This is a genomic window from Borrelia anserina Es (assembly GCF_001936255.1).
Lineage (GTDB): Bacteria > Spirochaetota > Spirochaetia > Borreliales > Borreliaceae > Borrelia > Borrelia anserina.
Genome location: NZ_CP013704.1, coordinates 524,411 through 538,038 on the forward strand (window position 1 = coordinate 524,411; position 13,628 = coordinate 538,038).

Annotated in this window: 12 protein-coding genes; 5 read left to right on the plus strand and 7 right to left on the minus strand. The window is 29.2% G+C overall.

Features of this window, described 5'->3' with window-relative positions; translation table 11 throughout:
• The 3 genes from dnaJ to grpE are packed head-to-tail and all read right to left on the minus strand — an operon-like array spanning position 1 to position 3,567.
• Positions 1 to 1,080, minus strand: a complete 1,080-nt coding sequence (gene dnaJ / locus N187_RS02560) for a molecular chaperone DnaJ (protein WP_025419692.1) — start codon at positions 1,078 to 1,080, stop codon at positions 1 to 3.
• On the minus strand, positions 1,080 to 2,978 hold the full coding sequence (gene dnaK / locus N187_RS02565) for a molecular chaperone DnaK (RefSeq protein WP_025419693.1): 1,899 nt from the start codon (positions 2,976 to 2,978) through the stop codon (positions 1,080 to 1,082). Before dnaK ends, dnaJ begins: the two co-directional genes overlap by 1 nt.
• 40 nt (positions 2,979 to 3,018) lie before the next feature.
• Entirely contained in the window at positions 3,019 to 3,567 is a 549-nt protein-coding gene (gene grpE / locus N187_RS02570; RefSeq protein WP_025419694.1) for a nucleotide exchange factor GrpE, read from the minus strand.
• 232 nt (positions 3,568 to 3,799) lie between these two features.
• Between grpE and N187_RS04930 the strand changes: the two genes are divergently transcribed.
• The 3 genes from N187_RS04930 (at position 3,800) to N187_RS02580 (ending at position 7,474) form a co-directional block, all read left to right on the plus strand.
• Positions 3,800 to 3,940, plus strand: a complete 141-nt coding sequence (locus tag N187_RS04930; protein ID WP_162271515.1) for a hypothetical protein — start codon at positions 3,800 to 3,802, stop codon at positions 3,938 to 3,940.
• Positions 3,941 to 4,350: 410 nt separating this feature from the next.
• A complete protein-coding gene (gene nadE / locus N187_RS02575) occupies positions 4,351 to 5,901 on the plus strand; it encodes an NAD(+) synthase (protein WP_025419695.1) in 1,551 nt (516 codons plus the stop codon).
• Positions 5,894 to 7,474 (plus strand): PP2C family protein-serine/threonine phosphatase, encoded by a 1,581-nt coding sequence (locus tag N187_RS02580; RefSeq protein WP_025419696.1) that lies wholly within the window; start codon positions 5,894 to 5,896, stop codon positions 7,472 to 7,474. Before nadE ends, N187_RS02580 begins: the two co-directional genes overlap by 8 nt.
• Positions 7,475 to 7,651: 177 nt before the next feature.
• On the opposite strand, the gene N187_RS02585 is transcribed toward N187_RS02580, so the two are convergent.
• The gene (locus N187_RS02585; protein ID WP_025419697.1) at positions 7,652 to 8,092 is read right to left on the minus strand and encodes a hypothetical protein; all 441 of its coding nucleotides are present in this window, start codon (positions 8,090 to 8,092) and stop codon (positions 7,652 to 7,654) included.
• A gap of 117 nt (positions 8,093 to 8,209) precedes the next feature.
• Here N187_RS02585 and N187_RS02590 point away from each other — a divergent pair, with 117 nt between their 5' ends.
• Together N187_RS02590 and N187_RS02595 are read left to right on the plus strand one after the other, a co-directional pair.
• The gene (locus tag N187_RS02590) at positions 8,210 to 10,018 is read left to right on the plus strand and encodes a hypothetical protein (RefSeq protein WP_025419698.1); all 1,809 of its coding nucleotides are present in this window, start codon (positions 8,210 to 8,212) and stop codon (positions 10,016 to 10,018) included.
• Positions 10,011 to 10,796 (plus strand): type III pantothenate kinase, encoded by a 786-nt coding sequence (locus N187_RS02595; RefSeq protein WP_025419699.1) that lies wholly within the window; start codon positions 10,011 to 10,013, stop codon positions 10,794 to 10,796. Before N187_RS02590 ends, N187_RS02595 begins: the two co-directional genes overlap by 8 nt.
• Positions 10,797 to 10,825: 29 nt before the next feature.
• Here N187_RS02595 and N187_RS02600 read toward each other — a convergent pair whose 3' ends face one another.
• From N187_RS02600 to N187_RS02610, 3 genes are read right to left on the minus strand one after another with little or no spacing between them, the layout of a single operon-like run.
• Entirely contained in the window at positions 10,826 to 11,632 is an 807-nt protein-coding gene (locus N187_RS02600; RefSeq protein ID WP_025419700.1) for a TIGR02757 family protein, read from the minus strand.
• Complete coding sequence (locus N187_RS02605) at positions 11,619 to 12,236, minus strand: glucosaminidase domain-containing protein (protein WP_025419701.1); 618 nt, start codon at positions 12,234 to 12,236, stop codon at positions 11,619 to 11,621. Before N187_RS02605 ends, N187_RS02600 begins: the two co-directional genes overlap by 14 nt.
• A gap of 2 nt (positions 12,237 to 12,238) precedes the next feature.
• A complete protein-coding gene (locus N187_RS02610; protein WP_025419702.1) occupies positions 12,239 to 13,519 on the minus strand; it encodes a hypothetical protein in 1,281 nt (426 codons plus the stop codon).
• Between the last annotated feature and the right edge of the window lie 109 nt (positions 13,520 to 13,628).

The window sequence follows — 13,628 nt, forward strand, 5'->3', positions numbered from 1 at the left end:
CTAAACTTTATTTAAAGTAATTTCATCAATATCTTTGAGTTCCTTGCTTAAAGCTTCCAGGAGATTAGTGGCGTTATGACTTAGATATTTAGGGGTTTTGATCTTAACAATCAAAATGATATTTCCAAATTTTTCTGTATGTAATATTGGCATTCCTTCATTCTTTATGATAATTTGTTCATCATTTTCTATACCCTTTGGAATCTTTATCACAGTCTTTTTCCCCGTTATTGTTTGTATTTTTATCTCTTTCCCAAGTGTTGCTTGAGTGAAGCTTATTGGAAGAGTTGCATATAGATCTTTTCCGTTTCTTTTGAAAATTTTATGGGGTTTTATTAATACTCTTATATAGAGATCTCCATATTGTTGATTGTCAGGATTTACGCTACCTTTTCCTCTCATTTTTATTTGTTGGGAGTCATCAATTCCTGCTGGGATATTAAGAGTAATTGTTTCTTTATGTTTTGTACTTCCAGTACCTTTGCATGATTTACAAGGATTTGATATTATTTTTCCGTTGCCATAACATTTTGGACATGTAGTTGTAACCCTAAAAAAGCCTCCTCCTTGCATTACTCTGCCACTTCCATTGCATATGTTACATATTGAAGGCCCAGTTCCTTTTTCTGATTTTTTTCCTAAGCACGATTCACATAATACATTTCTTGTTATGTCAATGTTATTTTTATAACCCAAATAGGCATCCTCAAGTGATATTTCTATTTGGTATGTTACGTCTTGGCCTTGTGCATGCTGTCTACTTCTATCTTGTCCACGTCTTCCAGTAAAAAATGAATCAAAGATATCTCCAAAATCCTCAAAGATGTCTGAAAATCCACTGAATCCTGAAGTTCCACCTTCAAAAGCTGTATGTCCAAGTCGATCGTATTGGGCACGTTTTTTATCATCTGATAGAACTTCATAAGCCTCTGTTGCTTCTTTAAAAATTGATTCGGCCTCTTTGTTATCTTTATTTTTGTCGGGATGATATTTAATTGCTATTTTTCTATATGCTTTTTTTATTTCATCTTTTGAGGCTCCTTTTGAGAGCCCCAAAATTTCATAGTAATCTCTTTTCACTATTTTTTATCCTCATCAACAACTTCGTAATCAGCTTCTTTACTTTCACTGCTTGCATTGTTTTGATCATTACCTTGGTTCGATGCATTGGCTTGAGTGTCTTTGTACATCATTTCAGCTATTTTATAAGAAGCTTGTTGAAGTTCTTCTGTTTTTGATTTAATTGAAGATGCGTCTGAGCTTTCTAGTGCGTCTTTAAGTTCCTTGATTTTATTTTCAATAGTTTCTTTGTCTTCACTTGTTATTTTATCTCCATGTTCTTTTAGCGATTTTTCGGTTTGGTAAATTAAGGAATTAGCTATGTTCTTTGCTTCTATGCTTTCTTTTAGTTTTTTGTCTTCCTCAGCGTGTGCCTCGGCATCTCTAATCATTCTTTCAATTTCATCTTCAGATAGTCCTGATGATGATTCGATTCGAATTTTTTGTTCTTTTCCAGTTCCCATATCTTTAGCAGAAACATGAACTATTCCATTAGCATCAATGTCAAAACTGACCTCTATTTGTGGCACTCCTCTTGGTGCTGCTGGTATTCCGTCAAGAATAAAATTACCTAATATTCTGTTTTGTGATGCCATCTCACGTTCACCTTGCAATACTTTAATATCTACAGAAGTTTGGTTGTCTGCTGCTGTTGAGAACACTTGGCTCTTTTTAGTAGGAATTGTAGTATTTCTTTCAATTAGTTTTGTCATAACTCCACCAAGTGTCTCAATACCTAGTGAGAGAGGTGTAACATCAAGAAGCACCATGTCTTTAGTTTCTCCTGTTAAGATTCCACCTTGAATTGCAGCTCCTATTGCAACAGCTTCATCGGGGTTTACACCCTTATTTGGTTCTTGTCCAAATATTTCTTTTACAATTTTTTGAATGGCTGGTATTCTTGTAGATCCTCCAACAAGTATGACTTCATTAATGTCAGAAGCTTTAAGTCCGGCATCTTTAATAGCCTTAATGCATGGTTCTTTCGTTTTTTGAACTAAATAATCTACCATTTGTTCAAATTTCGCCCTTGTAAGAGTATATTGTAGATGTTTAGGTCCGTTTGCATCGGCTGTGATGAATGGAAGGTTTATCGATGCTTCTTGAGCGCCTGAGAGTTCTATTTTTGCCTTTTCCGCTGCTTCTTTGAGTCTTTGAAGTGCCATTTTGTCGTTTGATAGGTCAATGGCACTATCTTTTTTAAATTCAGTAATTAAGTGTTTGATGATTTCATCATCAAAGTTATCTCCTCCGAGATGGGTATCTCCATTTGTTGATTTAACTTCAAAAACACCGTCTCCAAGTTCAAGTATTGAGATATCAAATGTTCCTCCGCCAAGATCGTAAACAGCAACTATTTCTTCCTTTTTTTTGTCAATCCCGTAGGCAAGAGCTGCAGCTGTTGGCTCATTAACAATTCTCTTAACATCCAGTCCTGCAATCTTTCCGGCATCTTTTGTTGCTTGTCTTTGTGCATCGTTGAAATAAGCTGGAACGGTAATTACAGCTTCAGTAACTTTTTCTCCTAAGTAAGCTTCAGCTGTTTCTTTCATTTTAGTGAGAGTCGCAGCTGATATTTCTGGTGGTGACATTTGTTTTTTTATGTTGGAAATATTGACTCGAGCATCTCCATTTTTTCCCTTTTCTACTTTATAAGGAACCATTTTGATTTCACTTGTAACTTCCTCAAATCTTCTTCCCATAAATCTTTTTATTGAATATATGGTATTCTCAGGGTTTGTAACCATTTGGTTTTTTGCTACTTGTCCTACAAGTCGCTCACCCTTGTTTGTATAAGCTACAATTGATGGAGTAGTTCTTCCTCCTTCTGAGTTTTGTATTACAACAGGTTTTCCATGTTCCATTATGGCTACACATGAATTTGTTGTCCCAAGGTCAATTCCTATTATCTTTCCCATATAAAGCCTCCTTTTGTTATTTTTTAAATATTAAGAAATATTAATTTTTGCCTTGTGCAACTTTAACTTTTGCAGTTCTTAATATTCGATTGTTGTAGCAGTATCCTTTTTGGTATACTTCTACGATTTCAGGGGTTTTAATCCCTTCTTTTTCTTCTATGCTTATTGCTTCATGTTGACTTGGATCGAAGTTCTCTCCCGGCCTACCAAATTTTTTTAGATTGTATTTTTTGTCAAAACTTGAGAGTACTTCACTTTCAATCATACTAATTCCCGATAGTAGAGTGTCAAAATCTCTTGATTGTTTTGATGAATCTATTGCCCTTTCTAAATTATCAAGAAAGTTAATTATGTCTTTCATTATGTTTTCATTTGCAAATTTAATGAAGTTTTCTTTATCTTTTTCAAGTCTTTTTCTAAAGTTTTCAAATTCTGCTTGTTTCCTTAAATACAAATCTTTTAAATTTGAAACTTCGTTTTCTAGTTCAGTGATTTTTTTCTCCATGTTAGTACTGTCTTTATTTGAGAGAGTGTTATTTTCTTGTTCTTTAGTTTTTTCAGATTCTTCACATTTGTCCTTTTCTTCCACTTTGGCCTCCTTTTATAAAGCATTTTATCTTTAAAGAGAATATTTTACAAATTTTTAGTTTAAAGAATTTTTTAAGAATTTGATTCATTTTAATTATCTTTGAAAGATTCAATTTTGACTATTTAGCCATAATAGTATAATATTGACACATATTTCGGGCTTAATAAATTCTTATGTGTACTTTTTTGTCAAAATAAAAAAAATATGTTATTTGTTCATTTTATTGAAAATTATGCCTAAAAATTTGTTTGAGTATGTTGAAGTAGTTTTTATGAGTTTGTATGTTTTTGGAGCTTGCATCAGGAGTTTAGATTTTTCTTGCAGATTGTATTTTAAAGGTATTGCTTGTATTAGATGTGATGGCCAACTCTAGTTATACAGATCATTAGTATTGGAAATGTTCTACAGGATATATAATAATAAGTGGAAAGACTTTTTAAGTTTGATATTTATTTGTAATTAGTTTGGCTTTCAGCAACCTGGATTGAATGATAAGATTTCAAAATTTTGTAAGACAATTTACAGTTATGGTATTTCATTTTTTATTTTTTCAAAATTGGTGTTAGTGGTGGAAGCTTATTAAGTATCTAAAAAAGAATTTTTCAAGGGCGTTAAAGGGAGATATCCATTGAAATTTTACTTAATTTTTATAACCTGAGCAGGTAAAGTAGTTGATGAGTATGATTCTGATTTAATGAGCATTAAAGGTAAGACTTGAGAAATTGTTAAGTGTGATTTATGGTTTTCTTGTAATTTTTTCTGTTATTTCTTATGATTTACTTTGTGAAAATATGTATAGCACAAACAAAGTGTAATGTTTTTAAGTTTAAACAGATTTTAGATGAGTTTAGGGAAAATTATGAGTATGCTCTTCAACATAAAGTTGATATTTTAGTTTTTCCTTTTATTTTTGTTGGGATTATTGAATACGAGAGTTTGTTTCAGAGACCAGAATATTTGAAAAAAATTCTTAATTACCTTGATTTTATAAAAGAGCAAGTTGATGATAGGCTTTGTGTCGTATTTGGACATTATAGTTTTCATGAAGGCAAATTATTAGACTCTGTATCTGTAGTGAGTGATCACAGTTTTATATTGACAACTAAAGAAGTTAATGTGCCGGTCTTATTTGATTATAAGGGTCACAGTGTTGCTATCTTGAACTTGAACGATGAGCTTTTGTTTCAGGGATTTGAGGTAAAATTTAATGAACTTTTAAGTAAAGCTGATTATCTCTTAGTTCCGTCAAAGTCTTATTTTACTTGTGATAAAAATAACTTAAGGATTGAGTTCTTTAGAAAAATAGCTATGAAAAATGACTTAGAAGTTGCTTATGCCAATTTATGTGGTATTTATGATTCTACTGTATTTGATGGTTTGAGTTTTTTTATTAATAAATATGGAAAAATAAAACAGGCTAAGGAATTTGAAAACGATATTTTATTTAATGAAGAATTTTATGTTTTAGAGCTAGACTGCGAGTCTAAGATTTTTGATAAACTTATTGGGGCATTGGTAAGTGCTTTAAGAGAATATGTTAGGTTATCTGGGTTTGATAAAGTTCATTTTGGTATTTCAGGAGGCATTGATTCTGCTCTTGTTGCTTATATTGCATGTATTGCTTTAGGGTCTCATAGAGTTGTGGGCATTTCTATGCCTAGTAGATTTTCATCAAAAGGATCTGTTTCTGATGCAAAGGAACTTTCAAGGGAACTAGGATTTAAATTAATTGATATGCCTATTGAGAGTATGTTTCAATCTGCTTTGGAATTTTTTGATGGGTATTTTAATACGAAAGGAATTACTGAAGAGAATCTTCAATCCAGACTTAGAGGTCTTTTTTTAATGTCTTACAGTAATGCAAATAAGTCTTTGCTTATCAATACTGGGAATAAGAGTGAAATTGCTGTTGGTTATTTCACTCTTTATGGTGATTCTTGTGGTGGAATTTCTTTGATTGGCGATTTATTTAAGCGCGATGTTTATAATCTCGCAAGATATATTAATTTAAAAGAGGGAAAAGAAGTTATTTCTGTTAATATTCTTTTAAAGGAACCTTCTGCTGAGTTGAGACCTGATCAAAAAGACAGTGACTTTCTTCCTACATATGAAGTTCTTGATGAGATATTGAGTCAATATTTACTTAAAAATGAGCCCTTGGAAGTGCTTTATAAATCTTTTGGAGAAGAAGTAGTCACAAAGGTGTTAGATCTTTATTCTAATAGTGAGTATAAAAGGAGGCAAAGTCCTATGATAGTTAAAATTTCTAGGAAAGCCTTTGGTAATGACATTTTACTTCCTATTTTAAAAGTTGCGTTGACTAAGGATGAATAGTAATAATGTTATTAGTATATTAAATGAGTTTAGTTTAAAATTAGAAGAGATTTTCTTGCTTATAAATACTTATTCTTATGAACTTTACAAAGAAACACCTAGGTATTTTTATGATGATATTACAAATTATCTTGAATTAACTTTGGAGGTTGCTAATAAGTTCCAGGGAGAATTTGAAGGCTTTCAAGAGTTGAACTTAGGTAAATTTCTAATTAGAAGCATGAAATGTGATTTAATTTCTTATTTGTATTTATCTTTGGAATTAATAGAGAATTCTATGCTTTATAGTGAGATTAAAGATACTGGTATAGCTTTTTTTAAGGCCATTGCTTGTAAGATCTCATCGATAATATCTTATGTAGAGGTTGAGATTGAGAATATAGTTCTCTCTTCTGCTCTTTCAAGTAGACAGGCTTTCAGTAAAGATGGACATAAGATATTGATTTTCTCCTTTGATATCATTTATAGTGCAAGACTTAAAGATCATTTGGTTTTAAAAGGTTATGGTGTTGTGTCTACAGATACTGTTGACTTGTTCAATCAGTTACTCTGTAATGATTTTTATGATTTAATTATTCTTGATTTAAATTCGGATGAATATATACAGTTAATTTTAAACTTGCTTAGAAATGTTAAGAATCATGGTCTTTATGAGATGATTCCTGTTATTGTTATTTCTCAGATAAATAGGACAGATATTATTCAAACTTTTATTGAAGAGCAAGTTGATGATTATTTTTTGAGAAGTTTGGATTTTTTAGTGTTGGATATTAGGATAAATAGTTTTATTGAAAAGAAAAAGGTTATAGAACAGGGACAGAAATATTTGGATCTTGTGCTTCATGGTAGAAAATATTTTGAGAATGAGCTAATTGAAGCTGGAAATTATATTGAAAATTTATTGCCAAAGAAGATACAAAATGAATTCCTTAGTTCTAATTGGGTTTTTGTTCCATCAGAGAGAATTGGAGGTGATTTTTTTAATTATTATTTTATTAATGATGATTTAATAATTTATTTGATAGATATTTCAGGTCATGGAATAGGTTCTGCACTTTTATCACTTAGCGTTTCAAGTGTTATTAATTCTTATATTATTAATACTAATGATGTTACTCCATCTAAAGTTTTAAGGTATGTTAACAGTTATTTTGTTAAGTTTAAAAGTGATATGTTTATTACATTGTGGTATGGTGTTTTAAATGTAAAAACGAGACATCTAAGGTTCGCGTCGGCAGGAGCACCTCCGGCTGTTGTTTTAAATCATCAAGATAATATTTATCTTCAGTCAAGAGGAACTATTCTTGGAGTTGGAGAAATATATTCTTATGAGGAGAATGAATATGTATTGAGTAAATTTTCACACCTCTTGCTTTTTAGTGATGGTGTTTATGAAGTTGAAAATAAGCAAGGTGTAATAATGTCTATTGATAATTTTTATAATGTATTGAAAGAAAGTTCATATGATTTAGATGATTTTATTTTAGTGCGCATTTATGAAAAGATGTTGGATTTATCAAGATATAATGCGTTTAGAGATGATTTTTCTATTTTAGAGTTTATCCTTAATTAGTAAGTGAGTCCCTCAAGGCAAGGGTTGCATATTTTTTTAAATGATGCTGTTATTTTGGACATTAAAGCTCAATTGTAATTTATATTGTGACTTTAAGCCTTAACAACTTATCTTGACTTATGTAAAAAGATTGTTTAGATATTCCTTGTTATTTATTTAAATCAGTAGAGGGAATGTTTATTTCCTTATTCCTTTATGTTTTTTTGGGCTGTTTTTTTCTTGAGTTATAGTGGAATTATTAATAGTTTTTAATAGCTTATTTAGTGTCCAAGTTGAAAACTTGATATAAAGTTTTTTAATAGGATTTTTTGTATTTCTCAGTAGTACTTTTAGAGATTCTATGTTCATTATAGTTATTATTTCTTTTAAGATTCTTGGTAAGTTGTTAAAAATTTTGGAACCAACTTTGTGTCCTTCCATTATGAAGTTCTGAAGCATTATTTGTTCTTTCTTTTGTAATCTTCTCATGTATAATTTTAGTATCCTTTCTTGCACATTCATTATTTCTGAATTTATTAGTTCTTGTTTTTTCGATATTTTTTTTGATTCAATAATAGGTTTCTTAGGGAGGGATTTATATGGATTTGTACCTGGAATATAGTTTTTTGGAATCTTCATTTGTTTTTTTACTCCTATCCTTACTCATCATGTATGCTTTTATTAATTTTATTAAGTTTTTTGCTTTTATACAACTGATGTTGATATTTTAATTCTTTGTTATTAATATTAGATGATATGAATAAATATTTGAGTTTAAGTGTTTTTTACTTGTTAATTGGCATTCTGTTTTTATTTTTGGTTATTTTTATTCAGTTTAGAGACTTAAATTTAAATATATTTTTATTAAAGGATTTAAAATTTTTGGTTAGCAATAGAGTTGAAGATAATCAATATGTTTTAGACAATCTTACTCTTAGTATAAGAGGAATTAAGATAAATTTATCTAAAACTAAGCCTCTGATTATTCCTGAAAATGATCTTCATCTTTATCCCATTTCTTATAAAGTTCAGGATAATGCAATTTATGTTTATTTTGAGAATAATATTTTCTTACTGTTTTCATTTGATTCAGATAATAATTTTAATGTTAGCTCAAATCTTTCTAAAAAACTGTTAATGAGTTATGAAATTGAGGATGATTATAAAGTTTTATTTGATAAAAATATTATCATTAAGGGCTCCGGTAGTCATTTTGATGTTTCTTTAGGAAAACATAGTCAAATGAGCGAGAGAGAAATTTCAGTTAGTCCTCAGGAAGTTTTTCAAATCGGAAATTTGGTTGAAGAATCTAGAACTTCAGAGGAATTGGTTTTTAAAGGACATTCTAGGGATATTAAGTTAGATGTAAATTCTAATCTTATATATTCATTGATTAGGAAGGTAAGTAAAGAGAATTTTAACTTGGCGTTGATTAGGTTTAGAGATAAAGCATATGCTTCATGGAGTGACAAGTCAAGTTTTAGTGTTGAGAAAGGTGGATGGCGTAGAGGCGATGTGTACTTCTTTGATGAGGATATATTTATTTATCTTTTAGCCGAGTCTTTAACAAGGCCTAATTATGAAGATATATTTTCAAAGCTTAAATCTTTAGTGAGTCTTAATGAAAATCATTTGACATATTTAAGTGCAAGTTACTATGTTGATGCGGATAAGATAGATAAATTTTTTCATTATTTATCTGTAAATAAAACTTTTATTAATTCTCTTGAGACGGATAAGCTTTTAAGGTATTTGAAAGAAGATTCATATCTTCTGGAGAAGATTTTTTTATCTGAAAATGTTTCTATTTTGAATGATGCATTAAATATTTTGAGGGAACCGGAAGTAATATTGACTTCTGGATTTAATTTAATTCAAGCTTATAATGTGCTTTCTAATTATATTATATTTTTGCAGTTTGATAATAATAGTTTTGTGCTTGATAAGTTGAAAGAGGAGTTAATTAAATTTGTGTCTACTTTATTTTCTGTAACTAGTGATGGAAAGGTGTATGTTTCTGGAAATAAGAATGATTTGTCTTGGGATTTTGAATATACACTTAAGATTGCAGGCTTGATTAAAAGACTTGCTGCCCAATTAGGATGTGATTTGATCTTAGATCTTGCTTTTAATGCTATTTATTATTCTTTACTTAAGCCTGATATTGATAAAATTCCGTATGAGAATTATTATGCTGATATTGTTGAAAATGATTATATTCCAAAATTTAGTTTGTTTCCAAATCTTGGAGTTGGACATTGGATATATGGTGCGTCAAAGATTGTAAATTTTAAATTTTCTGATACTTTTTATTCTATTGATTTTAATCATAGTTTAAATTCTCCTGGGTACTTCTTTTTTAAAGGAATTCCACGTCCTACATTGGTTAGGTTTAGGAATATTGATTGGTTTACAGATCCCCAGTTTTATATATATTCTGATGGATGGAGATATTATTTAGATAATAATATATTGGTTTTAAAAATAACACCTAAGAAGTCCGACGATACAAAAATTCTCTTAAGATTTGATGATTTAGAGGTATTTGGCAAGATTAATGAGTAAGTTTGTTGATGCAGTTCAGTTAATCATTGATATTGGTAATACAAGTATATCTTTTGCATTGTATAGGTTGGATAAAATGCATGTATTTTGCAAGCTTGGCACAAAACATGATTTGAGTTTTAAGGAGCTTTATGAGTTTCTTAAAGTTAAATTTAACTATAAGGTTGATCAAGTATTTGTAAGTAGTGTTGTACCATCAATTGATAAATTACTTATGAATGTTATTTTTGCTCTTTATAAGGTAACTCCTTTGTTTATTAGATTTGATTTAAATTATGAGTTAAGTTTTAATCCTTATAATGGCAATCGTTTTGTATTAGGGTCAGATGTTTTTGCGAATCTTATTGGAGCTATTGAGTATTATAATGTTAATGATGCTTTGGTGTTAGATCTTGGAACTGCTTGTACTATTTTTGCAATTAGCAGGAAGGAAGGCATACTTGGTGGTCTTATTAATGGTGGACCTTTTACAAGTTTAAATGCATTAATTCATAAAGCATATCTTTTAAAAGATTTTAATCTTACAGTACCAAAAAAATTGTTAGGCTTATCAACTATTGATAGTGTAAATAGTGGTTTAATTTATCAGTATAAATATTTAGTAGAGGGTGTTTATCATGAACTTATGCGTAATTATGATAGGAAATTTGAATTGATAATTACAGGTGGTAATTCTTATTTAATTTTACCGTTAATAAATATAGATTTTATATCTAATTTGTATTTAACTCTTGAAGGCATTAGGATTTTGGGAAATGCTTTTAGAGACAATTGTTAATATTTTGATGCTAATTTTAATTCTTGGTATTAAAGTTTAAAAAGGTTTGTAAATAGTTCTTTCTTATTAAATTTTCTGTTTATTCCAAACCGGGTCAAGGAAAAGTCATATTTTACAGGATCATCTTTATTCATTTTTGAGAAATGTTTTGTGATTTCTATTGCTCTTTTAAGGCTTACATTTTTGGTGGTTTGGAGATTAAATAGTTTTGATGAGATATCTATCATGTGAGTATCCATTGGAACTATTAAATTTGATGGGTTGAACTTATTCCAAATTCCTAAATCAACATCATCTTTTCTTATCATCCATCTTAAGAATAGAAATAATCTTTTACAGGCACTTCCCCTTGAGGGTTTTGGGAGTATTATGCCAAATGGGTGCCCATTGATGTTTTCCATTTGCGTTATTAAATCTTCTAAGCTTGATATGAGGTTTTGATTTTTCTTGTAAATATTATAAAGTAAATTCTCAATTGTTAAGTATTTTTCTTTTATTTTCTTTAAAGACATTAATAAGTTTACAATATCTTCTGTTTTGAAAAATCGATAAGTAAAATCTTTATATATTATGTATAAATCTTTTTTTTTAAGTGTTTTGAGTGTTTCTGAAGGCTTATTCCCAAGTGGTTTTAAAACTGTATCAATTGCTGCCAGTATTTGCTCAACTCTTCCTAGTGCGATTGATGAGCTAATAAGACCTGCAAGTTCGATATCTTCTTTATTTGTATATTTGTATAGAAATTCTAGTGGATCTGGATGAATAAATTCTTGTTTATTGTATTTACTATATATAAATTCTAGTATTTCTAGCATAGTATCTTTATTTTTTTGCATTATCAAATTCTAATAATCCAAGTAGTATTCTCTTTAACTTTTTATCGTAAAGTTCGTCTTTGGCCCATTTTCCTGTAAGATCATATATTGTTGGAGCAGAGCCTCTCTTGACTAGGTAAAATCTAGGGTCAACCATATTGGAGTTTATGTTTTGTTTTGAAGCATAAGCTTTTAAATGTTGAATGTGTGCTCTTATTCCTTCTTTGATATTTGCAAAAGAATCTCCCTTTGTCGAGTTATCAGTAGCTCCTATGCCTGAGAAATTATATTGTTCTTTAGAGACAATACCATTGAATTTTAAGATGCCCGTTTCAAGTAGCATTTGAGCATATGCAATGTCAGAGTTTATTCCTTCAATTAGGGATTCATCTATGTAAGTTTGTGCAATTGTTTTGACGTATTCAGCTTCAAGGTAGGGATTCATTTTTAATGTATATTTTACCAGATCTTCTACTTGGCTTTTTCCTTTACTTAAGAGAAAAGGAATATATTTTTCTTTTTGCATTTCAGTGTTTATTTCAATTATTTCTTCTATACAATAGCTTTTTACGGTTATTAATATCAATGATATTGATATTAATAACCGTATGAATTTTTTTTGCATTTTTAAGACCTTTCAATGAATTTGTCGATTTCGTTGATTACAAAATCAAATCTTGATAACACTAACTTTTTATCTTCAAAAACATTGAAACTTTCTAAGTAGCCTCTACTGAAGATGAAATCAGAAATTTCACCAATGTTATTTATGTTTGTCACTTTTATGGAAGATGGATCTGTAACCGTTTTTTGCCATTCATTTTCGTCTTGTTTTAGTAGTAGTTGTAATGTTAGTATTTTTGAGTTTTGAGGCTTTCCACCGATGTTTATATATTTCTTTATTTGTTCGTTTTTACTAATGATTTCGTTTGCAATGTTTGCTTGATTTCCCATTGTAATTAGGATTAATTTATTTAGATCCATTCTTAGATCTAGAAATTTTAATTTTTGAGTTGATTTAATAAGCTCAAGAACATTTTGAATTTCTGTAACTTCAGATGTTTTATCCTTTCTGTCACTAAAAATTTTTATAGGTTCTATTAAATATTTAATAGTTGCGTTTGCAATATAATTTAACAAGCTCTTATTTTTGGTTTTAGTGAAATCGTGAGTATTTATGTGTTTGTATTGTGGGGTGTATAGATATACAATATTTCCTTTTTTAACTAGTCTGTTTACGAATGATTTAAACATTGAATCATGAGAATAAAAGGGCAGGATAATTAAAATGCTATCGTATAGTTTTTGGTTTTTGCTAATTGGGGCTTCTTTATATACATTTTCATATTTTGGTAGATAATTCATTTCATTTATGAACAATGGATTAAAATCGTAGTAAAAAAAAGGATTTTGATGTCTAATTCCTAAGGTGAGACTAATTGGGTACCAAACTGATAGATTTAAATTATTACTGTGATCTTTAATTTTTGTAAAGCCTACTTTGTAGTTGGGATTTGCGTCTTTTGGGTAATTTGTGAAGAGGCCAAGGTATGAAAATACTGTTGCAATTAGTACTATAATTATCGATGGTAATACTACCATCATTTTAAATGGGATTGTAAAAATGATTTTTTTAAGTTTATTTTCCTTTTTCTTTGTTTGTCTTCTAAGAATTATTGTTTTTATGATTTTCATAGTGGTTGTTATTAGAAAAAATAAAAATATAGGACCAATATAAATCATGAATGGTCTAATTTCTGTTAGGTATAGGGTAATTATAAAGAAGATTCCTGGGAAGATTATGAAATAATCTTCATAAGAAAATTCTCTTTTAAAATTGAAGAAATTTATTACCAAAAATATGCTAAAGCCTAGTAAAAATATTATTTCGTAAGATTGTTCATTCATAAAAAATAAATTTTCCTTAAGTAATTATAAGCATAAAAACGATATTTACAAAATAATTTATTTAGTTATAAAGTAAATTGTAATGATTGATGTAAGCGATAATTATATA

Excerpts from the sequence above, each read along its gene's own strand:
- N187_RS02610 (WP_025419702.1), bottom strand. The coding sequence starts at position 13,519 with ATGAATGAACAATCTTACGAAATAATATTTTTACTAGGCTTTAGCATA.
- N187_RS02585 (WP_025419697.1), bottom strand. The coding sequence starts at position 8,092 with ATGAAGATTCCAAAAAACTATATTCCAGGTACAAATCCATATAAATCC.
- N187_RS02600 (WP_025419700.1), bottom strand. The coding sequence starts at position 11,632 with ATGCAAAAAAATAAAGATACTATGCTAGAAATACTAGAATTTATATAT.
- N187_RS04930 (WP_162271515.1), top strand. The coding sequence starts at position 3,800 with ATGCCTAAAAATTTGTTTGAGTATGTTGAAGTAGTTTTTATGAGTTTG.
- N187_RS02595 (WP_025419699.1), top strand. The coding sequence starts at position 10,011 with ATGAGTAAGTTTGTTGATGCAGTTCAGTTAATCATTGATATTGGTAAT.
- N187_RS02580 (WP_025419696.1), top strand. The coding sequence starts at position 5,894 with ATGAATAGTAATAATGTTATTAGTATATTAAATGAGTTTAGTTTAAAA.
- N187_RS02590 (WP_025419698.1), top strand. The coding sequence starts at position 8,210 with ATGAATAAATATTTGAGTTTAAGTGTTTTTTACTTGTTAATTGGCATT.
- dnaK (WP_025419693.1), bottom strand. The coding sequence starts at position 2,978 with ATGGGAAAGATAATAGGAATTGACCTTGGGACAACAAATTCATGTGTA.
- N187_RS02605 (WP_025419701.1), bottom strand. The coding sequence starts at position 12,236 with ATGCAAAAAAAATTCATACGGTTATTAATATCAATATCATTGATATTA.